At 35.3% G+C, this 24,456-nt stretch carries 24 protein-coding genes and 1 pseudogene; 11 read left to right on the top strand and 14 right to left on the bottom strand.

Annotated elements, in window-relative coordinates; all coding sequences use genetic code 11:
• The first annotated feature begins 609 nt into the window (after window positions 1-609).
• A complete protein-coding gene (ahpC, locus tag GTK57_RS00540) occupies window positions 610-1,173 on the top strand; it encodes an alkyl hydroperoxide reductase subunit C (protein WP_152874406.1) in 564 nt (187 codons plus the stop codon).
• Window positions 1,174-1,395: 222 nt separating this feature from the next.
• A complete protein-coding gene (locus tag GTK57_RS00545; RefSeq protein WP_163120820.1) occupies window positions 1,396-1,602 on the top strand; it encodes a KTSC domain-containing protein in 207 nt (68 codons plus the stop codon).
• A gap of 59 nt (window positions 1,603-1,661) precedes the next feature.
• Here GTK57_RS00545 and GTK57_RS00550 read toward each other — a convergent pair whose 3' ends face one another.
• Window positions 1,662-2,246 carry an O-methyltransferase gene (locus tag GTK57_RS00550; protein ID WP_163120821.1) on the bottom strand — a complete coding sequence of 195 codons (585 nt, stop codon included), beginning with the start codon at window positions 2,244-2,246 and terminating at the stop codon, window positions 1,662-1,664.
• A gap of 31 nt (window positions 2,247-2,277) precedes the next feature.
• The gene (locus tag GTK57_RS00555; RefSeq protein WP_152874403.1) at window positions 2,278-2,499 is read right to left on the bottom strand and encodes a DUF1653 domain-containing protein; all 222 of its coding nucleotides are present in this window, start codon (window positions 2,497-2,499) and stop codon (window positions 2,278-2,280) included.
• 297 nt (window positions 2,500-2,796) lie between these two features.
• Between GTK57_RS00555 and ahpF the strand changes: the two genes are divergently transcribed.
• From ahpF to GTK57_RS00575, 4 genes are all read left to right on the top strand, one after another.
• Window positions 2,797-4,362, top strand: a complete 1,566-nt coding sequence (gene ahpF / locus GTK57_RS00560; protein WP_163120822.1) for an alkyl hydroperoxide reductase subunit F — start codon at window positions 2,797-2,799, stop codon at window positions 4,360-4,362.
• Between the two features lie 183 nt (window positions 4,363-4,545).
• A complete protein-coding gene (locus GTK57_RS00565; protein WP_163120823.1) occupies window positions 4,546-4,890 on the top strand; it encodes a hypothetical protein in 345 nt (114 codons plus the stop codon).
• A 132-nt stretch (window positions 4,891-5,022) separates the two neighbouring features.
• Window positions 5,023-5,721 (top strand): VIT1/CCC1 transporter family protein, encoded by a 699-nt coding sequence (locus GTK57_RS00570; protein ID WP_163120824.1) that lies wholly within the window; start codon window positions 5,023-5,025, stop codon window positions 5,719-5,721.
• Between the two features lie 151 nt (window positions 5,722-5,872).
• Window positions 5,873-7,084 carry a YeeE/YedE family protein gene (locus tag GTK57_RS00575; protein WP_152874399.1) on the top strand — a complete coding sequence of 404 codons (1,212 nt, stop codon included), beginning with the start codon at window positions 5,873-5,875 and terminating at the stop codon, window positions 7,082-7,084.
• A gap of 75 nt (window positions 7,085-7,159) precedes the next feature.
• On the opposite strand, the gene GTK57_RS00580 is transcribed toward GTK57_RS00575, so the two are convergent.
• From GTK57_RS00580 to GTK57_RS00600, 5 genes are all read right to left on the bottom strand, one after another.
• On the bottom strand, window positions 7,160-7,549 hold the full coding sequence (locus tag GTK57_RS00580; protein WP_163120825.1) for a hypothetical protein: 390 nt from the start codon (window positions 7,547-7,549) through the stop codon (window positions 7,160-7,162).
• Between the two features lie 261 nt (window positions 7,550-7,810).
• Complete coding sequence (locus GTK57_RS00585) at window positions 7,811-9,103, bottom strand: dicarboxylate/amino acid:cation symporter (protein ID WP_152874397.1); 1,293 nt, start codon at window positions 9,101-9,103, stop codon at window positions 7,811-7,813.
• Between the two features lie 471 nt (window positions 9,104-9,574).
• Window positions 9,575-10,090, bottom strand: coding sequence for a hypothetical protein (locus GTK57_RS00590; RefSeq protein WP_152874396.1), 516 nt, complete (start codon window positions 10,088-10,090; stop codon window positions 9,575-9,577).
• Window positions 10,091-10,159: 69 nt separating this feature from the next.
• On the bottom strand, window positions 10,160-10,939 hold the full coding sequence (locus GTK57_RS00595; RefSeq protein WP_163120826.1) for a TIGR03915 family putative DNA repair protein: 780 nt from the start codon (window positions 10,937-10,939) through the stop codon (window positions 10,160-10,162).
• On the bottom strand, window positions 10,939-12,198 hold the full coding sequence (locus tag GTK57_RS00600) for a putative DNA modification/repair radical SAM protein (RefSeq protein ID WP_163120827.1): 1,260 nt from the start codon (window positions 12,196-12,198) through the stop codon (window positions 10,939-10,941). Before GTK57_RS00600 ends, GTK57_RS00595 begins: the two co-directional genes overlap by 1 nt.
• A gap of 203 nt (window positions 12,199-12,401) precedes the next feature.
• Here GTK57_RS00600 and GTK57_RS00605 point away from each other — a divergent pair, with 203 nt between their 5' ends.
• Both GTK57_RS00605 and GTK57_RS00610 read left to right on the top strand, forming a co-directional pair.
• Window positions 12,402-13,442, top strand: a complete 1,041-nt coding sequence (locus GTK57_RS00605; protein ID WP_163120828.1) for an NAD(P)H-dependent flavin oxidoreductase — start codon at window positions 12,402-12,404, stop codon at window positions 13,440-13,442.
• Window positions 13,443-13,460: 18 nt separating this feature from the next.
• Complete coding sequence (locus tag GTK57_RS00610) at window positions 13,461-14,168, top strand: alpha/beta fold hydrolase (protein ID WP_163120829.1); 708 nt, start codon at window positions 13,461-13,463, stop codon at window positions 14,166-14,168.
• A 270-nt stretch (window positions 14,169-14,438) separates the two neighbouring features.
• On the opposite strand, the gene dusB is transcribed toward GTK57_RS00610, so the two are convergent.
• Window positions 14,439-15,464, bottom strand: a complete 1,026-nt coding sequence (gene dusB, locus GTK57_RS00615) for a tRNA dihydrouridine synthase DusB (RefSeq protein WP_163120830.1) — start codon at window positions 15,462-15,464, stop codon at window positions 14,439-14,441.
• Window positions 15,465-15,546: 82 nt separating this feature from the next.
• Here dusB and GTK57_RS00620 point away from each other — a divergent pair, with 82 nt between their 5' ends.
• Complete coding sequence (locus GTK57_RS00620; RefSeq protein WP_163120831.1) at window positions 15,547-16,749, top strand: DUF1615 family protein; 1,203 nt, start codon at window positions 15,547-15,549, stop codon at window positions 16,747-16,749.
• Window positions 16,716-16,853, top strand: a pseudogene (locus tag GTK57_RS14605) (HAD-IB family hydrolase); the annotation flags it as partial. The gene GTK57_RS00620 and the pseudogene GTK57_RS14605, both read left to right, overlap by 34 nt.
• A 20-nt stretch (window positions 16,854-16,873) precedes the next feature.
• Here GTK57_RS14605 and GTK57_RS00630 read toward each other — a convergent pair.
• A complete protein-coding gene (locus tag GTK57_RS00630) occupies window positions 16,874-18,199 on the bottom strand; it encodes an ISNCY family transposase (RefSeq protein WP_171522146.1) in 1,326 nt (441 codons plus the stop codon).
• A 41-nt stretch (window positions 18,200-18,240) separates the two neighbouring features.
• Between GTK57_RS00630 and GTK57_RS00635 the strand changes: the two genes are divergently transcribed.
• Entirely contained in the window at window positions 18,241-18,849 is a 609-nt protein-coding gene (locus GTK57_RS00635) for an HAD family hydrolase (protein WP_194240558.1), read from the top strand.
• A gap of 39 nt (window positions 18,850-18,888) precedes the next feature.
• On the opposite strand, the gene GTK57_RS00640 is transcribed toward GTK57_RS00635, so the two are convergent.
• The 5 genes from GTK57_RS00640 to GTK57_RS00660 all read right to left on the bottom strand — a co-directional run bounded on the left by GTK57_RS00640 (window position 18,889) and on the right by GTK57_RS00660 (window position 24,430).
• Window positions 18,889-19,875: a Csu type fimbrial protein gene (locus tag GTK57_RS00640; RefSeq protein WP_163120833.1), complete on the bottom strand. Its 987-nt coding sequence runs from the start codon at window positions 19,873-19,875 to the stop codon at window positions 18,889-18,891.
• Complete coding sequence (locus GTK57_RS00645; protein ID WP_163120834.1) at window positions 19,868-22,354, bottom strand: fimbria/pilus outer membrane usher protein; 2,487 nt, start codon at window positions 22,352-22,354, stop codon at window positions 19,868-19,870. Before GTK57_RS00645 ends, GTK57_RS00640 begins: the two co-directional genes overlap by 8 nt.
• A 185-nt stretch (window positions 22,355-22,539) precedes the next feature.
• On the bottom strand, window positions 22,540-23,331 hold the full coding sequence (locus GTK57_RS00650) for a fimbrial biogenesis chaperone (RefSeq protein WP_163120835.1): 792 nt from the start codon (window positions 23,329-23,331) through the stop codon (window positions 22,540-22,542).
• Window positions 23,332-23,336: 5 nt separating this feature from the next.
• The gene (locus tag GTK57_RS00655) at window positions 23,337-23,810 is read right to left on the bottom strand and encodes a Csu type fimbrial protein (protein WP_163120836.1); all 474 of its coding nucleotides are present in this window, start codon (window positions 23,808-23,810) and stop codon (window positions 23,337-23,339) included.
• Between the two features lie 59 nt (window positions 23,811-23,869).
• A complete protein-coding gene (locus GTK57_RS00660; RefSeq protein ID WP_163120837.1) occupies window positions 23,870-24,430 on the bottom strand; it encodes a spore coat protein U domain-containing protein in 561 nt (186 codons plus the stop codon).
• Between the last annotated feature and the right edge of the window lie 26 nt (window positions 24,431-24,456).

The following is a 24,456-nucleotide window of genomic DNA, read 5'->3' on the forward strand; positions in this document are numbered from 1 at the left end:
GATTCCCAATCATTGCAGCGCAATGTTTTTACGATAATTAAGCAATCTATTTTTTAGATACAACATATTCTCAAATAACGGCTTTTATCAATTCCATATTAAGCCACTTTTAAAGCCTTATTATTGAATGCATTCAGCTCATTTTTCATAAATTCTTAGTTATATAATTTCAAAATGGTATGTTGTCTTTTACAAAAATTTATCTTTTAAATCAGGCAATGTATTTAATCATGCGACAAACACAGACATGAGGATCATTAAAACAATATTTTTCATGTTTTATTTTCTAAATAAATAGAATAAATATTAAACAATATCAAGTATTACCAAAATAAAACCAAATGATATTTATTTAATTATTTTAACTATCACCCTTGATTTTTTAATGGGAAGACTCCATGTTTAAGAAAGCACTTGAAAGACAATTCTTGTCATCTAACCATCATCTATATTTTGTTAAATGATAAGAATTGTTTGTGTGCTGAAAAGCTAAATTTACTTAAATTCGGTTTTTCCGATTTTAGTTATGTAAAAATACTGTTTCAGCAAAACCAATAATTTCTATAATCTAATAGAAAACCAAGACTCACCTCAATCATGGAGACAATGATGAGCTTAATTAATACTGAAGTTAAACCGTTTAAAACAACTGCATTCCAAAATGGTCAATTCATTGAAGTAACTGAAGCTGATCTTAAAGGCAAATGGTCAGTAGTATTTTTCTACCCAGCTGACTTCACTTTCGTTTGCCCAACTGAACTTGGTGACCTTGCTGACAACTACGCTGAATTCAAAAAATTAGGCGTTGAAATCTACTCAGTTTCTACTGACACTCATTTCACTCACAAAGCTTGGCACGATTCTTCTGAAGAAATCAAAAAAATCGAATACGTAATGGTTGGTGATGCTAACTGGACTCTTGCTAAAAACTTTGACGTATTAATCGAAGCTGATGGCCTTGCAGATCGTGGTACTTTCGTTATCGATCCTGAAGGTAAAATCCAAATCGTTGAAATCAACGCTGGCGGTATTGGTCGTGATGCTTCTGAACTTCTTCGTAAAGTTAAAGCAGCTCAGTACGTTCACGCTCACCCAGGTGAAGTTTGTCCTGCTAAATGGAAAGAAGGCGATGCAACTCTTGCTCCTTCAATCGACTTAGTTGGTAAAATCTAATTTCAAATTAGATTGAACTGATTCAAAAAAACCACGCTTTTTAGCGTGGTTTTTTTATTCTTATATTCAACATTCTTATCTACAAGCATCTACAAATAATGAATATAAATCTTAGATTTATACGTTGTTTCATTTCTCATTTGTGATATACATAAATAACCTAGTTAGCAAAATAAAAGAAATTCTTACATGACCTAAAACATGATAATAACGAGGTTGCTTATGGAAAAAACTATTGTCGTCACCTTTTATAAATACAATACAACATCAAGATATTTAAAAATTTTTTACGATGATGGAAGCGCAGACTTATTCCACCCTGTTCCTGAATTTATCTACAACAATTTAGTACGATGTAGCGATAAAACATCTTTTGTTCATAAGTACTTAGAATACGACCTCAACTTTAAACGTGTTTCTATGCAATAAAAAATAAAGCCATCAATCAGTTTTGATGGCTTTTTCTCAATCCTCAACATCTTTACTCATTAATTCCGTGTAGCTAAAAATAGTCCCGCACCTACAGCTAAAGTCGTTGTGTTAAAGTTTAGATTTTCACGAACTAAATTTAAAAAACCTTCCACTTCAGATGCATGAGAGAGCACATTATCCACCACTAAAAGCCCACCTGTTGCCTTTAAGATGTGCTGTAAAGCATTCCAATAATCACAATATGCATCACGTTCTGCATCCAATAAAATAAAGTCGAATTGTTCTGTAGTTTTGCTCAAATAGTCCTGAGCATCTGTAACAAGAAACTCAATAACATGATCAAGTGAAAAATCTATTGCATTTTTCCGTGCAAGTTCAGATCGTGTAGCATCAATCTCTAATGTTGTGATTTTTGCTGAAGTTGATTCTGCCGCATGCGCCAGCCATAAAGTGGAATAGCCTGTAGATGTGCCAATTTCTAAAATACGTTTAGATTGTTGTGTCCGAATTAAAACATTTAACAATTCTGCAGATTCAGGTTCAATATTTCGATAACGACTTAAACGATCCGAATATGCTTGATCATGTGCTTGAAACTGTTGATACAACACATCTATTTTTGCTAAGAATTCCAAGCTCATTTACATTCCTTTTCACTCAATATTCTTTTAATTATTCCGTTTCTTGAATTAACTTAAAGCGTTCAATTTCACGATCATCTGCTGTTGTAATGGTTTCAGTAAACATAGTTAATGGACGTACCCACATTGAATAATCCCCATACAAACATTGATAAACCACAACTTGCTCTCGTGTTTCACTATGCGTTGCTACATTAAAAACTTGATATAAATTGCCTTTATAATGTTGATAAATCCCTTTTTTCAAACTCATATTCATTACTCATTTTTTCAATACTCACTATCATAATCAGATTCATTTTATTTTCATCAAAATATTCTTAATTATGAGTTTAATTTTTAAATTACGTGAAAACTACTTGAAAACCATCATTTCAACACCATATTTGTATTTAGAGACTCACACATATATTGTTGATTAATTGTACTATTTAATCAATCAATCCAAAAAACCGATTATTAGCATAAAAACAAACTGTTTCACCTATTTAATGGTTTGTTCTATGATTCTCTCATCAAATAAACATTTACTCCTTTGGAGACGTTAGCAATGTTAGATCAAAATACTTCAGCTCAATTAAAAACACTTCTTGAACGCCTTGAAAGCCCTATCGAAATTGTCGCTACTTTAAATGGCTCTGACAAATCAGACAAAATTAAAGAATTGGTTTCAGAAATCGCTGCGCTTTCTGATCAAGTGACTGCTCGTTTTGACGGTACGAATGCTCGTGCGCCAAGTTTTGGTATTGCAAAAGTAGGTGAACAACCACGTGTAAACTTTGCAGGTTTACCGATGGGTCATGAGTTCACATCTTTGATCTTGGCATTGTTACAAGTTTCAGGTTATGCACCAAAAGTATCTGACGATGTTTTAGCTTCTATCAAAGCTTTAAACTTAACAGCTGACTTTGATGTATTTGTATCTTTAAGCTGCCATAACTGCCCTGATGTTGTTCAAGCGCTTAACTTAATCGCAATTAACAACCCAGGTACAACAGCAACCATGATTGATGGTGCATTCTTCCAAGATGAAGTTGAAGAACGCAAAATCATGGCGGTTCCAATGTTATTCCAAAACGGTGAACACATTGGTCAAGGTCGTATGACTTTAGAAGAGATCATTGCAAAATTAGATACAAACTCTGCTGCAAAAGATGCTGAAAAATTAAATGCCAAAGAAGCGTTTGATGTATTGGTGATTGGTGGTGGCCCTGCAGGTAACACATCTGCAATCTATGCTGCTCGTAAAGGTATTCGCACTGGTATCGTGGCTGAACGTATGGGCGGTCAAGTGATGGATACGATGGATATCGAAAACTTCACGTCAGTTCAAAAAACACAAGGTCCTAAGTTTGCTGCTGAAATGGAAGCACACGTTCGTGAATATGGTGTAGACATCATGAACCTACAACGTGTATCTGATATTAAAGGTGCAGATCAAACAGCGAATGGTTTGGTTGAAGTCACTTTAGAAAACGGTGCGAAACTTGAATCTAAAACTGTGATTCTTTCGACAGGTGCACGTTGGAGAGAAATGAACGTTCCGGGTGAACAAGAATATCGTACACGTGGTGTAGCTTACTGCCCACACTGTGATGGTCCATTGTTCAAAGGTAAACGTGTTGCTGTGATTGGTGGTGGTAATTCAGGTGTAGAAGCTGCGATTGACCTTGCAGGTATTATTGAACATGTAACGCTTGTAGAGTTTGATACAAAACTTCGTGCTGACCAAGTGCTTCAAGATAAATTGAACAGTTTGCCAAACACCACTGTGATTAAAAATGCATTATCTACAGAAGTGGTTGGTGATGGTTCACAAGTGACTGCACTTAAATACAAAGACCGTGCAACAGATGAAATTAAAACGGTTGAGCTTGCTGGTATCTTTGTACAAATTGGTTTGTTACCAAACACCGATTTCTTAAAAGAAACAGCTGTTGAACTTTCAAACCGTGGTGAGATTGTAATTAACGAACGCAACGAAACCAATGTACAAGGTGTGTTTGCTGCAGGTGACTGTACAACAGTTCCGTACAAACAAATCATCATTGCAACAGGTGAAGGCGCGAAAGCATCGTTATCTGCTTTTGATTACATTATTCGTAGTGGTCTTTAAGTTTTGAAATAAACGAAAAATCACAAGAAAGGCTTAGTATCGAAAGATGCTAAGCCTTTTTTTTATTAGAAGTTTTTAAAAAAAATTTACATTTAATAAACAATAATAGATATTCTTATATTAGAAAAATAGATTATATTTTCAACTAACCCAAACTATGGGTATAACAAAAGGAAAATCAGAATGAATAAACTATTTATTGCTTTAGGTCTTGTTGCTACTGTTGCGCTAGTGGGATGTAACAAAGAAAAAGCGCCTGAGACAGGTGCAACTACAGGTGAACACTTAGAAAATGCTGCTTCTCAAGCTACTCAAGACATTGCGACAGCAACTGATCATGCTGCTTCTGAAACAAAATCTGCAACTGACACAGCTACTGCTAAAATTAATGCAGCTGCCGATGAAGCTGCTGCTAAAACAGCTGCTGCTGCTGATGATGCTAAAGCCGCTGTAAAAGATGCAACTGCACATGTTGCAGGTGCCGTTGAAAAAGGCGCTGCTGACGTTAAAGAAAAAGTTCAGCAATAATTCCAAATATAAAAAAGAAGCCTCAAATTTGAGGCTTCTTTTTTATTTCGCAGATAAGAATTTTTATTTACTTGATTGATCCACCAAATATTGGTTATGGTTCATTCAGCATTCAATATAAGAGAGCCTCACATGTATTCACATCATCATGAAAATCACCTGATCCAACGTGCAGGTTGGTTACGCGCTTCAGTTTTGGGTGCAAATGATGGAATCATCTCCGTTACAAGCTTAATTATAGGAATGGCTGCAAGTGGTGCTTCTACTCAAACATTACTAATTACATGTATTGCAGGTTTAATTTCAGGTGCTACCTCTATGGCGGCAGGTGAATATATTTCGGTAAAATCTCAAGTTGATATTGAAGAAGCCGACTTACATACTGAGCGTAAAGAGCTTGAAAAAAATCCTGAATTAGAATTGAAAGAGCTTACACATATTTATGTTTTACGTGGCTTAGAACCTAATTTAGCCCATGAAGTCGCCATTCAACTCACAGCTCATAATGCATTAGAAGCACATGCCCGTGATGAAATTGGAATTCATGAGAATACATCTGCCAACCCATTACAAGCTGCAGGGTCTTCTGCCCTTGCCTTTTCTTTAGGCGCACTATTTCCAATGTTTGCAATATTGCTTAGCCCTGAAGGCCTAGTTGATAAAACGGTGATGATTGTTGGGATTATCTCATTGGCAATTTTAGGTGCAATTTCAAGTTATTTTGCAGGAACATCCATTCTTCGAGGCTGTTTACGCGTGACCTTATGGGGCGTTCTCGCTATGGGATTCGCAAGCTTAGTCGGTTCATTTTTTGATGTAAGTACATTTTAATGACCTAAAAATCAATTTCTTTATAAATATAACTGATTTATAAAATCAGTTATATTCAGCATTAATTCAAGCTTTAGTCCCTTTTTATAATATTTTAAAACTTTAAATGTTTTAAAATAATCCTACTTTTTTAGTCTTATCTATTTCTCCCATGTCTATTATTGCAGCGCCTGCAAATCGATCTAATGTATCGGTTTGGGTGGCATTTATTTTGTTAATTATTGGTACTCTTGGTGCATATCAGGTTGTTGGTCTTAATCAAGCATTATTGTTCTTGATTGGTGGCGCACTTGGCATGACTTTGTATCATGCATCTTTTGGCTTTACATCAAGCTGGCGTGTATTTATTAAAGAACGTCGTGGGCGTGGTTTACGCGCACAAATGATTATGCTTGCCCTTGCAGTTTTACTGTTCTTCCCTGCTTTAGGTACAGGTGAATTATTTGGTAATCCTGTTAAAGGTAATGTTAGCCCCGTTTCGATGTCTGTCATGATTGGTGCCTTTATTTTTGGTATTGGGATGCAATTGGGCGGTGGTTGTGCTTCAGGTACGCTTTATACTGTGGGTGGTGGTAGTGCTCGTATGATCGTGACGCTTTTCTTCTTCTGCCTTGGTTCTTTAATTGCGACTTCACACATTGGTTGGTGGTTTGCACTTCCTCATTTAGAGCCTATTTCACTTGTAAGTAGTTTGGGCGTTGCACCTGCTTTAGTACTTAACTTTGTATTATTTGCGGTAATTGCTGCAATCACTATATTTGCAGAGAAAAAGCGTCATGGTTCACTTGAAGTTGAACCTAAAAGTTCACATCAAGGTTGGAAACGTTTTATTCGTGGACCGTGGCCACTCATTTGGGGTGGAATCATTCTTACCCTTCTTAACTTTGCAACGCTTGCGCTTGCAGGTCGTCCTTGGGGTGTGACTTCTGCACTTGCTGTTTGGGCTGCAAAATCTGCAAGTTTTGTTGGTGTAGATGTAGCATCTTGGGCATATTGGCAACAACCTGCAAATGCGAAAGCACTTGCTGAATCTTTATGGTTCGACATTACTTCAATGATGAACTTCGGGATTATGATTGGTGCTTTATTTGCAGCAAGCCTTGCAGGTAAATTTGCACCTAACTTTAATATTCCAAAACGCTCTTTAATTGCTGCTGTTGTAGGTGGTTTATTATTAGGTTATGGCGCACGTTTAGCGTATGGCTGTAACATTGGTGCTTATTTTAGTGGTATTGCATCTGGTAGCTTACATGGTTGGTTGTGGCTTGTTTTTGCATTTATAGGTAACGGTGTTGGTGTAAAACTTCGCCCTATTTTCTTCCCTAATGAAAAACCAAAACCTGAACAACTAACAGGTTGCTAATAGAAAAATGAATACGAAAAAGCCCATCTCATGATGGGCTTTTTTTATCACTGAAATTTCAATATTGATTGAAATCTAAATTGAGTTTTGATGGTTTTTCCAAGATATACCCTTCTTTTTCATATAAATATAAACACCAATTTGCAGTGCTATAAAATACATCAAATTTCTAAGAAGATTTATCCATAATTCCTTGTTTCCAAAGAGAAGTTCAACAGATAATAAAAAAATTACCAATGACAAATGTAAATACAAAGTATGTTTGAAATTTTGACTTTGTGCCGCATATGCATTGTAATAACCTATTAGAATCAAACCGATAAACATAACACCAATTGCAGCAGCAATTCCCCAATAGACAAAGTCCTCAGGTGTATAGTCCAAAATTGCCATAAATACAGCCGTTATAACTGCTAAAGCAAAAAATGAAAGAATTATATTTTTAATATAATATTTGATTAGCATACTTATTCTCTTGATCAAACATCCAAACCCTTATACTCAGTTTACCCCCAAATACTCCCGAGAAATACAATTAAAAATTTATATGTATTATCCATAATTGTTTTAATTCCCCATCCATCCTCAACTTTTATCGCTATATCAAATTAACTCAATCAACTTCCATCTCAAAATAAATGCATCATTTACTACTAATTTCTTAAACACGATGAATGTAAATTATGAGCAAAAAAAAGCCCCGAAGGGCTTTTTTAAATCTTTAAATTACGCTTTCTTTTTCAAAGTCGCATCTAAAACTTCTTTATCTAAAGCTTTGTCCCAACGCGCAACAACAATAGTTGCACACGCATTACCAACCAAGTTCGTTAATGCACGACATTCAGACATGAAACGGTCAATACCCAGAATCAATGCCATACCTGCAACAGGAACCGCAGGAACTACAGACAACGTTGCAGCTAAAGTAATAAAGCCTGCACCCGTTACACCTGCCGCACCTTTAGAACTAATCATAGCAACGAGTAATAATGTTACTTGTTCGCCAATAGAAAGATCGATATTACAAGCTTGTGCAATGAACAATGCAGCCATTGTCATATAGATGTTTGTACCATCTAAGTTAAATGAATAACCTGTTGGAATAACCAAACCTACAACTGACTTTTCACAGCCTGCTTTTTCCATCTTGTCCATTAAAGTCGGTAAAGCCGCTTCAGAAGAAGATGTACCCAATACAAGCCATAATTCATCTTTAATATAACGAATTAAATCAATAATTGAGAAGCCATTGTATTTCGCTACAGCACCCAAAATCACAAGAATAAATAACAATGATGTGATATAGAACGTTGCGATTAATAACATTAAGTTACCAATACTTGAAATACCGTATGCACCAATTGTAAATGCCATCGCACCGAAAGCACCTACAGGAGCAAACTTCATTAACATACCAACAAGCTTAAATACAGGTGTTGTTAAATGATTCAAGAATTCTGTAACGGGTTTCCCTTTTTCACCAACACTCGCAACAGCCAAACCAAACAACACTGCAACAAATAATACTTGTAAGATTTCACCACCAACCAATGGACTTACCAAAGTCTTTGGAATGATGTTCATGAAGAAATCTACAATAGATGCATCATGAGCTTGCTCGACATAAGTCGCAACTTTATCACCTGCAAGATGTGTAGGATCGATATTCAAACCTTTACCAGGTTGAATAATATTTGCAACGATCATCCCCACAACAAGCGCTAAGCTAGAGAACGTAATAAAGTAAAGCATCGCTTTACCTGTTACTCGACCTACTGAACCCATATTCGTCATACCGGCAATACCAGTACATACTGTTAAGAAAATTACTGGCGCAATAATCATCTTCACAAGCTTAATGAATGCATCACCAAGTGGTTTTAAACTTTCACCAAGTTCAGGAGCGAAGTGACCTAATGCAATACCCGCAAGAATTGCAAAAATGACTTGTAGATATAAAATTTGATAGAACTTTTGCTTTTTAGGCGGCTGAGCATGCTCATCTGCGTGAATATCCATGGGAGACCCTTTAACAAAATCCAAAACATTTAAAAAGCTATATGTTTACAGTAACTATAAACAATAACTACAAAAAATAACTGCGAGGATTTTAATGAAAAGCAAGTGCCAATGATAGTAATCGCTCTAAACCTTTAGTCTAATATTTATAAATAAAATACACATCAATTTCATATAGTTAATTATTATTTGTTTGAATTTGAATCAAAAAATATACAAAAATAATGCATCAAAATCCATTCAAAGCTCAATAATTAAACAATACAATTCATATAAAATAGATATTAATTAATTAAATACAATTACTTAATTATATAGATAATTTATTAATGACGAATTAATGATTAATTAATCGATTTTAACCAGGCTCCGTCGTTTTATATCTATTTTTAGATACCACTATTTTTCTTATTTATACTTAATACACATCAATGCCTATCATTTGATGATAGGCATTGGAAAAACTCGTAATTACAATGCCTCTTTTAAATTACAACCGTAACCCATGACCTGCTGTACTTGACGATACGTTGTATATCTATTCAAGATAAAATCATAAAAAAGATCGGCCGATGAAAAGTCTTGTTGAAGATTTTCTTGTGCAGCATTTGGCAATTTTAGTTCTTTAACTAAATTTAAGTTGTAATGACCCAGTCGATACATCTCTGTAAAGTAGCCATTCATTAAATCACAATAAGCAACTTTGGTCGGCTTTAACGATGTACTTGCAACCAAATGCATATTTAATGTTTTCAAATTATCTACATCAAGCGGAAGTTGGTGTGCAAAAGCAATACTTTCATCTTTTTTGAATTGTTTAAAATCTAAAGATAATTTTTTATTTAATTGCTCAAAACGTGTCTGCAAGGTTGCGACATCCGCAACTTTATATTTGCTTTCATCTATTACAGGTTTGACCTCTTCTGTTTTCGAACAACCTATAAAAGCAACACTTGCAATTAAAGTCGCGCAAAGCAACGGCTTCATTTTGATCTCACATTTAATATTCAACAATGCATATCATTATGCATGAAATAATCTCATTAACCGCGAGTTTTAAAGTGTCTTTTCATTCATATAACGCCAATAGCGTTTTGGTACATACTGAATATGAAGCTTCATGTTCTTACGTGCCTGAATATTTACACTCTTAAAGTAATCTTTCCACAATTGATCATAAAGCACTTCTTCATCATCTAGTTCAATACTAAAACTTTGACTGTGCCCTATTTGAAGCTGCGTATCTATTTCATATGCATTCATTTCAATTTGATGCACAGTATCTAAATCATAATAAATACCGAATTTACGTTGCTCATCATAAATGAGCCATTTTTGATCTTGATAACGTGATTTAAAATGCTTTTCTATGAGTGGTAATACATTAAAATCGGGTTTGACCAAACTTAAAAATAACCCATCTTTACACTTTTTAAAGCGAACAAAAGCTTCCATTCGATGCTTTTCACGCCCCACTTGCTTTGCCCATTGTGAAATACCCAAAACATTTGGATGACCAAAATTTCGATCTACAGGCTTTTGTGACCGAAACACATAAATCGCAAAATTCAAGCAATGCTGAAAAGCCTCTTCTTGTTCAGATAAAAAACTGTAATAAAAGTGTATTAGGCTATTTGCAGAAGTTTTTTGCTTGAGCCCTTGCCAGACACGTTGTGCATGTTCTTCATTTGAAGCCACCACGACAAAATCATCAAATAAACCATTTTGACTGTGCTCGTTTGCTGTAATGTTGACGTCAAATTCTGTGAACTGAAAACTACGAAACACACAACTTAATAGTCCTGTGAATGTTCCATCAAAATAATAAGTCGCCATTAGAAACCAAATCCTAATTGCGGTGAAAGCTGTTGGGTATATTTAGACTGCCCCGATTGTAAAATTTGTCTACGGATTTGCGCAGAATGCTGTTCTTTTTGGAACTTTTGACTATCTACACAGCGAATAAAATGTTGCGCACGATTATATGAAACACCCATTTGCTTTAGTTGATCGATATGAATTTGCCCAAAACGACGTGCTTGTACAATTTTTTTGGCAGATTTCACCCCAATTCCAGGAACACGTAAAATCATTTTGTAATCTGCGCGGTTAATGTCTACAGGAAAAGCATCAGGATGACGCAACGCCCAACTCAGTTTTGGGTCTATATCTAAATCTAAATTAGGATGTTCATCATCTACAAGTTCATTGGCATCGAAACCATAAAAACGCATCAACCAATCACTTTGGTATAAACGGTTTTCACGTAATAATGGTGGTGCAGAACCAACTGCAGGCAACGCTTTTTCTTCTTCATTAATTGGAATATAACCAGAAAAATAAACCCTTTTTAACTTAAATGTTTTGTAATGATGATCTGCCATTAAAATAATATCTTTGTCAGATTCGTTATGCGCCCCCACCACCATTTGTGTGGTTTGCCCCGCAGGCACAAATTTTGGTGTCGAGCGAATAACCTGTCGTTCTTCTTTTAACTGAATGAGACGATCTCGCACAATGCCTAAATCTTTTTGCACTTCTGCATGTGATTTTTCAGGCGCAAATTTCTGTAAACCTGCTTCCGTTGGCATCTCTAAGTTAATGCTCATTCGATCTACATACAAACCTGCTTCGGTAATAATTTCCTGAGATGCACCAGGAATGGTTTTTAGATGTATATATCCATTAAAATTTTCTTCTAATCGTAATTTTTTGACCACCTGAAGCATTCGCTCCATAGTGTAATCTGCCGATTTAAAAATCCCTGAACTTAAAAATAGCCCTTCAATATAATTACGGCGATAAAAGTTCATGGTTAAATCGACCACTTCTTGCACTGTAAATGCTGCCCTTTTCACATCATTTGAACGACGTGAAACGCAATATGAGCAATCGAAAATACAAACATTAGAAAATAAGATTTTCAACAAAGACACACAGCGACCATCTTCTGTATAGCTATGGCAAATACCCGAACCTGTATTACCTAAGCCCTTATCTTTATTTTTGCGATTACTACCACTCGATGAACATGAAACATCATATTTGGCAGCATCAGCTAAAATTTGCAGTTTTTCACGAATACGATCATACATGGGAGATGTAATTTAAGATAAAAACTGATTATAAAATTTATATGAAAAATACGATGACCAATCATCATAATTACGACAGAGCTTGACGCTTAAAATGTAAAAAATCCATTCAGTTTTATTCTATTTATAAAGAAAATACTGAGTATTATTTGCCAAATATTAAAGGCTTAGGCAAAGTGTAATAAGCAATATGGAGTATGCAAATGAGTTTATTAAACACCTTAGGAATTAAACACCCTATTTTACTTGCCCCGATGGCAGGTGTATCAACACCTGAACTTGCGGCTGAAGTATCAAATCAAGGTGGCTTTGGTTCACTCGGCTTAGGTGCAAGTTCAGTTAATGTAGCTCATAAACAAATTTTGCGCACTCAAGAATTAACAGATCAGCCATTTCAAGTGAATTTCTTTTGTCATGAAAGCTCTGCTTTAAACAGTGAAGTTTCACAAAAGTGGATTGAACTTTTTGCCGATAAATTGAAAGAATTTGGTGCGGATGTACCCACCACACTCAACTGTATTTATCCTAGCTTTAAAGATAATGATGATTTTCTAAATCTAGTTTTAGAAACCAAACCTAAAGCCGTTAGCTTTCATTTTGGTACTCCTCATGCTCATCAAATTCAGGCTTTAAAAAATGCAGAAATTATCACACTCGTTTCTGCAACAAATTTAGCCGAAGCTAAAGCCATTGAAGCAGCAGGTATCGATATCATTATTGCTCAAGGTATTGAAGCAGGCGGACATAGAGGAATTTTCAACGAAACTTTTGATGCAGCAATTACAACATCCGACCTTGTTCAACTCATCAAAAAAAATTGCACACTTCCTGTAATTGCAGCAGGTGGAATTATGAATGGTCATCAAGCTAAACAGTTTTTAAAATTAGGTGCAGATGCCGTACAACTTGGAACTGCTTTTGTACAATGCAAAACTTCTAGTGCAAATGATGCTTATCGTAAGGCTTTATTTGATCAACCCCTTACCCAAATTACAGCCAGTATTTCTGGTCGTCCTGCACGAGGAATTATCAACCACTGGCATAAAGAAATCGATACACCAAACCGCCCTGCCGTTCCTGCATATCCATATACTTACGATTTAGGTAAACAACTTCATGCGGCTGCATCAAAAAATAATGATTATGGCTATGGCGCATTTTGGGCAGGTGCAAATGTTTCTGAGATTCGCGAATTAGAAGCAACAGACTTAATAAACCAACTTATTTTAGAAATGCAGTTTTAAACGATGAATTTTACAAGCATGACATTTCAAACTTCACCACAGTATTTTAATGTGAATTTTAACGGTTTTAATTTATCTGCATCATCTTTAGAACCCACCACTAAACGTCAAAGTTTAATGATTCACGGAGGTGCTCGTTCTCAAGAAGTATTTCTTCATTTAAGGAATTTACTCGCATATCACGATATTGGTTCAATTGCTTTTGACTGTATTGGTCATGGTCAATCGACTGGGAAATTAGCGGATTCTTCATTAAAAAGTCGTACCCAACAAGCATTGCATTTATTACAACATCAAGAAACAAAAATTGATGTATGTATTGGTGTGAGTATGGGCGCTTATAATGCAATTCAATTAAGCAAAAACCTTCAGCTAGATGCGTTAATATTATTTGTTCCCGGTGTTTATACGCCAGAAGCATATAACATTAATTTTGGTGAACAATTTAGTGAAATTATTCGGACTAAAAATAGTTGGTTAGATTCTGATGCTTGGGAAATTCTTCGTGATTTTAAAGGTAAACTGCTCATAATTTCTGCCGAAAATGATGAAGTCGTTCCAAATCAAATTCCTGAGAAACTTTTTGCATCAGCCTCGCAATGTGCGTGGAAACATCATTTTATTGTTCCTAAAACACAACATAAAGGCATTATGAATTACATCTTTAACTCAAATGAATTAAAAGATGAGTTTTATCTTCAACTCAAAAAATGCATTATGCTTTAATATAAGTGTTTGAAAAAGCTTTTAAATACTAAAATAATCATGTAAATATTAAAGCTCTTTCATAAAACCCTCTCCTATAAGGAGAGGCAACGTCAGTTGTGAATTTATGGGTACCTAAAAAGTGATTTGGAAATAACTCTAATTAAAGTGACTGAATTCGTATAGGAAATAGGTCATAAAATTTACACAATAAAATTAAGTAAAGTATCGAATATTTCTTGGCATAGAATCTAGAGTATTAAAAACCCGCATTTAGCGGGTTTTGTTTTTTCATTTCGTTTCTAATAAATTGACATGTTCAACTTGAACATCACTCATGATTTCACCATGAATTAGTAAATTATTAAAGTAATCTTCTACTACTTTATATTGTTCAACAGTCGATTCAACTTTGTACATACTTTGGCGAAACTCATTACTTGAACGTAAACCTTTTGTATACCACGCAATATGTTTACGTGAAATACGGCATCCTGAATATTCACCATAAAACTCATAAAGCTCTGATAAATGTCCTAACAACACATCTTTTACTTCTTGAATACTTGGTGCAGCTAAGTGTTCGCCTGTTTTTAAATAATGTGCAATTTCACGAAAAATCCAAGGTCGACCTTGTGCAGCACGACCAATCATCACCGCATCTGCGCCTGTATAATCAAGTACATATTTGGCTTTTTCAGGACTGTCGATATCACCATTGGCAATCACAGGAATACTAAGCATGTCTTTAACATCTTTAATTAAAGAATAACGTGCAGTATTTAAATACATATCTTCACGGGTACGACCATGCAAAGCGAGTGCAGCAATGCCTGCTTCTTCTGCACGTTTTGCAACTCGCATAATATTTTCATGACCGTTTAAATAACCCAAACGTGTTTTCAAAGTCACAGGCACATCAACTGCAGCAACAACAGTATCTAAAATGCGAGCAACTAAATCTTCATCTTGTAAAAGTGCAGAGCCTGCAAGCTTATTACAAACTTTTTTTGCAGGACATCCCATATTAATATCAACAATTTGCGCGCCATTTGCCACTTGATAACGTGCAGCTTCAGCTAAATCTGCTGGTTCAGAGCCTGCAATTTGCGCTGATATTGGAGCAAGCTCACCATCAAAGTTGGCACGATATAAGCTTTTCTTACTCATACGCAAAGTTTTATCAGACGTCATCATTTCACTAACAGCATGCCCCGCACCAAAATACTTGCACAGTGTTCGAAACGGGCGATCAGTTACTCCCGCCATCGGAGCGACAATCAAATTATTTGACAGTTGATAAGGACCAATATACATATATATTCTTAACTTTTACGACTTGCATAGTATACTGCATCTACCCATTGGGCTCATCATCTCTAATCGAGTTTTCATCAATATGAAAGAAAAAGTTGTTTTTTCAATGCTTAAACCTTTGTCAGTTTTAGCTTTAGCTATTGGATTAACCGCATGTGGTGATAGCTCTTGGTGGGCGAAAGATGAGCCAACATTAAAGCAAGAACAGCTCAAGCGTTTGTTACCAAACCGAGTAAGTGACCGTGAATCTTGGTCTAAAGATATCTACGATATTTCTGAACAATTTGGTATTCCGCAAACCAAAGAAAATATGTGCTCCATTATTGCTGTGGTCGATCAAGAATCAAATTTCCACGCAGATCCTGAAGTTGCAGGCTTAGGTGCTAAAGCGGTTAAAGAAGTTCAAGAACGCTTAGAAGAAAAATTTACAGATAAATTGGGCGATACCATTGGCACACCAATCGCGGCTTACTTCCAAGATGTCTTAAAAAATCAACCAAGTCCTGAAGATAACTATTTAAGTCAAATGCGTCGTGTAAAAACAGAACGTCAACTCGATGAACTGTATCGTGAAATTTTTGATTATATGTCGAAGCATTATCATGTGAGTGCTTTAACAGGTGCGGCAAAACTTGTTGGACAAGATATTGGCGAGAAAATGAATCCAATTACCACATTGGGTTCTATGCAAGTACATATTGGTTATGCCAAAGAACATAAACGCCAAAGTGGCAGCATTGCCGATTTACGCACAGACTTATATAGCCAATATGGTGGTTTATATTACGGTATTCATCGTTTAATGATGTACTCTGCTAAATACGATAAACCTATTTATCGCTTTGCCGACTATAACTCTGGTCGCTATTCAAGTCGTAATGCTGCATTCCAAAGCATGCTGAATGACTTAACCACAGCAGAACTCGATTTAGATGGTGACTTACTCCTTTATAATAAAGATGGTAATGCTAAATCGACTCAAAGCCAATCTGAACGTGAATTGATTAATGTATTTGCCAAAAATAATGTTTTGGTGACTCCGCGCCAAATTCGCTCAGACTTGAAAAAAGAAAAAGATAAAGACTTCGAAGATACAGCAACCTATAGAGCTATTTCTAAGCTCTATAAAGAAGCAACAAATAAAGAACCAATCTATGCAATGATGCCTGAAGTGGTCATTACAGGACCAAAACTAAGCCGTGATTACAACACAAATTGGTTCGCTTCACGCGTAAACGGACGCTTTGAAACATGTATGAGAAAAGCAAAAAATATAAAAATCTAGCATTATTCGACTTTGATGGAACCCTGTATAAAAAAGATAGTTTCACAGGGTTCATTTTCTATGCGCTATCTAAGATGTTATTCCAAAGTAGAAATGTCCTACCTAATAACCAAATAGAAATGTCCTATAAGGACATTTCTAAGTCAAGCGCAGGATTTATATTTCGTTGTTGAATTACTGTTTTCTGTGCACGTCTGCTTGGCATTTTTTGAGAGCGATTACGTTTGTTTTGTTGTTCTAATTCCTCATGCTGTTGTTGAATATGCGCTAAGACAGACCCTAAACGCTTGTTCTCAACTACTTCTCGCTGATTCAGCTGACTTAATTTATCAAAGATGCTGTAATTGATCTTTCTTGCTTGATACTCAATGCCAACCGTACCATCTGGATATTCTAAGAACTCAATATATTTACCCATCAAAGTATGGTTTTGTTCAATATTTTCTAAAATATAAATGCACTTATCGTAGGTAATGGTGAGGCTTTTACTGACTTTACGTGGTTCCCGCCAAGTAAAAATACTATCTAATTCCTGAGGGGTTTCAGTGCTGCAGCGATGTAGGTCTTTGGGATTCGATGCCACTTTGGCAAACTTACGATTAAATTGCTCAATAAAGCAGGGCAACCAGGCGTTCGCCTCTGCAATGCTATTGATACCTTCTAGGCGCATCTCTTTAATCAGACGATCCTGAAGGGTTCTATTGGCGCGTTCTACACGACCCTTGGCCTGTGGGGAGTTGGCAAAGATAATATCAATATTCAATCTACTCAGCACACGTCCAAACTGCGTTATTTTAGTTTCTTGTTTACTGCTCTGATTCACTCTAAATACTGAATGTTTATCACTATAAAAAGCCAAAGGCTTGCCATGTTGTTCGATATAGCAGCGTGTCGAAAGCATATAATCAAAGGTTGATTCTGTTTCACAGAAACGTAAGTGCTGTAATTTACTGGTCGCATCATCAATATAAACCAGTAAACAGCATTTAGCGGCTCTTCCTTCAAACCAGTCATGATATGAGCCATCGATTTGAATGAGTTCACCCAAGCAATCACGGTTATAGCGGGGTTGATATGGGCGTTTCATGCGTTTGGAGCGTGGAATCCATAAGCCAGCTGCAATCATCCAGCAACGTAGCGTTTCCACTGAAATATCCAACCCATGTACAGTGCTAAGCTTTTCATGTGCTAGGGTCGGCCCGAAACCATAGAGTTGTTCTGCAATGATAGTCAGGCAGTGTAATCTTAGTTCTTCTGATCGCTTAGAATTACTCGATTGACCACGACCGGCATGAGCCAATGCTGCGGGACCGTGAGCTTTATAGGCTTGAATTAAGCGCCGGATCTGGCGTTCTGAGAGTTGTAAAAGCTCTGAAGCTTTAGATTGCGTTATGCGTCGATCACAGACTTCTTGTAAGACTGACAATCGTTTAAGTTCTTTATCCGACATAGACACCAACATATTAAATCGTCCGCTAAGAAAATCTCTAGTTGAGTATTCTAAAAGCGGACATTTCTACTTTGGAGAAACCGGACATTTCTATTTGGGACTTACATAAGAGACATATCATAAAACAAGGATTTAAAATTTTACCTTGGATTCAGGCTTATTATTTAAAGGCCTATCCTGCACATGCAATGCGTCCAAAACTCTTTCATGCCATGTTTAAAAATAGTCATGTCGATGAAATTGACGCGATCGCGCAAGAATATGTACATCATATTCACAAAAACTATAATGCTGAATTATTAGCAAGATTACACGATCATCAAGCTTTAGGTGATGATGTTGTTTTGGTTTCCGCAACGGTAGATATCTATTTAAAATATATTGCTAAAAACTTAGGTATAGATGTTATTTGTACAAAAACAGAAATTATTGATCAACATTATACAGGTCGGTATTCTTCTGCAGATTGTAGTGCTGAACAAAAAGCCATACGAATTGTAGAAAGATATAAACTAAACCAATATCAACATATTTATGCTTATGGTAATAGCTATGAAGACTTACAAATGCTTCATTTAGCACACTATTCATACTATGTCGGGAAAAATGATCAACTCCCCTTATTAGAAAGAGTTGAACAAAGTGCATAATTCTAAATTCTTTACTTAGAACTAAATAAACGAAATTTTTTAGAATTTCACCTCAATTTGCAATGTGTCTGTATAAACCCCTTCAGGTGCAATCACCGTTGAAGGCTCAGTAATTTTTGCTGTATAGGAAAAATTTTGATTGGTAATACCATCATATATCAAAGGGTTTACACTTGCCTCATTACTATTCCAACGTTCAGATCCAATACTTCCCCAACGCTGTTGTGTCACATTTTTATATACTTCATAGCCAATATAATTAGATTGAGATTGATGTTTCATTCTTCTTGTTGCATTAAAATTCTGCCCATTCGACAAACCTACGCTATAAGGTGTCTGAGCTGAGCATGTAATTTGAACAACACCATTTACAGTATCAAACTTTGAAACTAAAGCTGCAGATCCAAAGCTGATGTCACTTGCATTAATTTTACAATCCTCCGTTACTGTTAATACGATTGGCACATTTGCATCACGACCAGCCCCCCAAGTGATCCCCAAGAAAGGAAAATAAGATGCTCCTTCACTTTTAAACGTCCAGAGATTAATCCCACCTATACCTAAGGCACCAACATAATAAAACCATTTAATTCTAAGGTTACCCTGATACACACCAGGCTTTAAGTTTGTTGATTCCGTCACCGTTACAGAGAAAGGTATACTACTATTCGGGCCACCAAATAACGATATTAATGAAAAAGAGCTTAAATCTCGCTCTACTCCTGTTTGTAAAATATTATTATTATTGTCCCGAATAACAATACGAGCTTTATTTACCCCATCTTGATGCAATAATGTTGCAGGAACACTTAGTGGTCTGTATTTTATAAAAGAAGTAGATACCAATGTTAATGTACCTACACAGGATAACCCACCAGACATTTGCTGAGCAGATAAATTAGGAACATTGAATGAACTCACGGGTCCTAATACAGCTGGAGTTGCATACGTATCACATTCTGCATATACATATTGTGTAGCTATAGTGAATAGGCTCACAGATAGATATTTTAATATTTTATTCACTTTCATCCCCATGCATCTGACACACAACATTTGCGATACTTTGAATTTCAATTGTATTTATTTCTGCTTCAAATTTAGCCTGACAAGAAGATCCATCCTCTAATACAACATTCAGAGTATTTGTTGGATTTACTTCTTCAATATAAGCCATGCCATCCATACCCACATATGTAGAGTCTTTGCCATTTTGATGGACAATTGAACCTACAGGTACAGCCGAACCATCGACCAACTTTAAGTAAATAGTTGCCGATGTCACTTTTTTAACAGGAAAATCAATCACAATACCCGTTCCTAATTTCGCAGAAATTTGCTGTTCTATCACGGGTGTTGAATAATTAGATGGTAGATTTAATGGATCGATGGCATATTTCGCACTGTAATATGGCGTGACATTAGGTACGAATAAATATCCATTTTTATTGGTTTCACCAATTAAATTATTTTCGTAGCGTATTGGAATATTTGCATTTTTATTTGCTGTTACAAGTGCAAATGACTCACCTAAACGGTTTGAGAAGAATAGTGAGTTTTTCATCCATACAACCGAGCCCGATACTCCATACCATTGATCATAATTATTATCCCCAGAAATACCTGCATCCACATTCATATACCGATTACGATATCGAACTTGAGCTTGATTGAAGTCCTTGCCTTGCTCATTAAATCTATGAGTAAGATCTACCCCCACTCCACCACTTGTAGGCATTTGATAACTATAATTAAGATATGTTGAACTTGCACCATTCTCTTGATATTGATGTCCTGCGCTCATCCGACTTGGCGTTTGACCAAGTGGGAATGTCACTTGTAGTGCACCACTCCAACTTTTATCATTTAAATCTTGGTTTGCACTTAAAGAAACAGAAGCACCATACATAAATTTCGGTAGAACCGGTGCCCAAGATAAACTCAACAATTCAGTACTCGTAAAATTATCTCGCTTAATATTGAAATATCCTAAGCCGAAAGTTCCACTATTGCGCCCTGATATAAATATGTTTGCATTCGTATTTTCAGAAGATTTTGTAGAGCTTAAATCTGAGCTGTAATAGGTTGCGAGATTGGAAAAACCCTCACTACGCTTTGTATGAGAAACATTAAAACCAAAGTGATTTTGTTGATACTGATAACCAACGGTAAATTGATGACCTTTGTCTTTATCGCTTTTATCTGCAAATGGAGATTCTTCAATAAAACTTTGAGTATAAGAAGTATTTAAAACGCCATAATTATATAGTTTAAATACAGCACCAACGCCTGTATTCCAAGTTTTATCATTACCCTCTAAATGAAACTCACCTGTTAACCAGTTACCAAGACCATAACGTGCATCAATGGATCCAACCAAATCACCATAATCAAAGTTTTTCAGACCATAATTTTCACGCAATGTTCCAAGCGATACTGAATAGTCCAGCATCCCCTTTTTTAGAAGATCACCTGAAACATAAAAAGGAACAGTAGTTGAAATTTGGCGACCAACAGCATCTTTTGTCACAATAACAGCTTCACCACGCCCATTAATAAAAGGAACATTTGTAATTAAAAATGGACCTGGTTGTAACTGATCTGTAGAGTTTTTTAGACCATTGATGAATAAATCGACCGTACTTGGTAAACCAACCTCCCCCTTAAATTGAGGCAATGGATAAGTAATCAAATCTGGGCGTATAGAATAATTTTTCCGAATCTGTATCCCCCCCATTCGTACAGAGCTCGCCCAACTATTTTTATTCAATGAGTAAATATCACCCAACTCAACAGTATAAATGGATTTTTCATCATCGAAACGCCATGTTGTGTCATAGCGCATATATTCATTTGATTTTTTTTGTCCTAAATTATTTTCTACTGAATTATAAATACCTGAGTTTGTTAAAGAACCATACGGGCTAAAAAATCGCTGTTCTGTGTATAAGTTAAATACACTTCCACCCTCATGGGGTACAGAATAATAAGCATCGTAGTTATTAAGAAGACCTACTCCACTTCGAGCAGGTGTTTGCTTATACCAATAGTCTCGCCCCAACATTTGTTCAGGCAGCCATTCTGCAGGTAAATTTAAATGTAATTGTTGACTCTGACTTTCATACTTAACTGTGTAACCCTCTTTATCCGATTCAAATTTAACCCATTCATTAGCGGTATTTGCAAAACCCAATTTAATGAGCTCTTCTTCAGATAAAGTGCTTTCATTGGTAAATTTTGAATAATCTAAATCTAAATTTTCAATGTCTTTTTTAAGAATAAAATACTGATCATCCTTAACAATTACAGGAACAACTTTTTGAGTGGAATATGTATTTATAACCAATTCTAAATAAAATTTTAAATAAGGAATATCTTTTACATTTATACTCGCTGAAGGTATCTCAGTAAATGTTTGTGCATAAACATGAGTAAAAGAAGATGATGCAATTAAAGTAATACATTGAGCTAAAGCACTCATCTTAAACTTTAAGTGTATAATCACAAATAAACCCCTATTATTTTTTATTTATGAGAAAAGGAATATCTTTTACATTTATACTCGCTGAAGGTATCTCAGTAAATGTTTGTGCATAAACATGAGTAAAAGAAGATGATGCAATTAAAGTAATACATTGAGCTAAAGCACTCATCTTAAACTTTAAGTGTATAATCACAAATAAACCCCTATTATTTTTTATTTATGAGAATAGGCTCTTGATTCTGCCCAACAATTGCATAAATTGATTTATTTTTCAGAATCAAACTTTTTAATTCATCACTTAAATTAAATGCCAACTTACTTCCAGACAAAACATATCCAAAAGTATTATTCCCAGCCATAGACTTATATTCTTTACCATCTACTTGAAAACCAGATACTCTCACCGAAATTAATCCAATATTTTCAATTTCTATTAGATTTTTACCATCAATAATTGACCAATTTAAAATTGGGCGTGCATTCGGGTTTTTACTATTCATTTTTTGAGTAGTTTGACTATTTCCACTCCCTATTCCCCTACCATAACTAAATAAAGGGAGTGAGTAGCGCATTTTAAAGCTAACATTACTCACTTCATCATCCTTATTTAAATTAATCGGTAATTCATCAATAATAATACGATAACTATATTCTTTTGAATCTGGAACATTCATTGCTTTAGTTAATCGAATCATTTGCTTATCACCAGCAACTACTTTAACAATGGGGGGACTCGCAATAATTTCCTGCTGTTCTTGATACTGATCTTCGTTATTTACTTTAGACCATTTAAAAACCCTGATTTGAACCATTGAAGCTTCATCACCCACATTTTCCAACCAAACAGGTGCAGCTTTATCTTGGCTTTCCAAAACAGGATATATTGGCCAAATTAAAAAATTAGACTTTGCATAAATAAATTGTGTTGCTATAAGCGATAAAAATAAAAAAGAAAATAGCTTTATTAATAAATGATTTAAATTCTGAAAAATATTCATAATAATTACCAAATAACTGTAATAAGAACTTCATCCAAATATTTTCCAGAAGGTTTATTCGGCTTACCTTTACTTAAATCAACTAAGCCATAAACACCAAAATCAAGAATATTTTTTGAAGTATTACTTTTTAAAAATAGAGTATTTGAAGGAGAACTAATACCTATAACTTTTGAGCGATTAATATCTGAATAAATTTGGTAATCAATAAAAAAACCACCACTTTCATTTCTTAAACGTCGGGTTTGATTTGTATTATCAAAATTATTCCCATTACCAAATACAATACTAACGGGAATATCTGGTGTACACTCTAAACTCCAAGTATTTCTATCATTTAAAATACTTGCAGTTACATTTTTTTCTTGAGAACTTGTTGGATAACTACCAAAATCTAAAGCGACAGAAGACTCTTTAAATATACAGCCCTTTTGAATAGTTGCCGAAACTTTAATATTTGCTGTAGTAATCGCATACACAGGGATATATGTAAAAGAACATATAATAAAAAGTATAAACCTAAACATATTAGTGGCTCTTAAAATGCTACAGTTACAGTGATTTGATCTATATATTGACCTTTCACAAGACCACCAGCATTATAAGCTTCCGAGTAAATTCGAACTTGTTGCTCTACTCCACCGTCAAAACTCAACTGAGTTTGAGGTGATAGAACCACACCGTTTTTATTATCTCTATATATCTGATAAGCAATGTAGTGCCCTGCACCATCTGTCATAGCTCTCTCAGCTTTTGACTTATTTACATTGGGAACATTTGCTGAATTTTGCCCCGCACTAAAGCTAACACTTACCCTACTATTAACAGGGCAATGAATTTTTATTGCATTAAACTCATTGGTTAATGTTGTATTTACAGAACTAAATCCTGCAGATTGATCACCAAAATCTATATCACCAAACTTTCGATCTGATGTACCTGTTACCACTGTTTTTCCATTTATTAAACATGCTGGCACTAGGTTAAGAGTACTATTCAATCGCATTTGACCTTGTCCAGCAAAAGAAGAACCGGCAATGAAAAATATAAGTATGCTGAATAAACGTGCTACTCCAAACTTAACGATTGTTTTTTTCATTTCCGGCCTCCCATTGGTTCTTTAAA

The sequence above is a fragment of the Acinetobacter portensis genome (assembly GCF_010646905.1).
Classification (GTDB): Bacteria; Pseudomonadota; Gammaproteobacteria; order Pseudomonadales; family Moraxellaceae; genus Acinetobacter; species Acinetobacter portensis.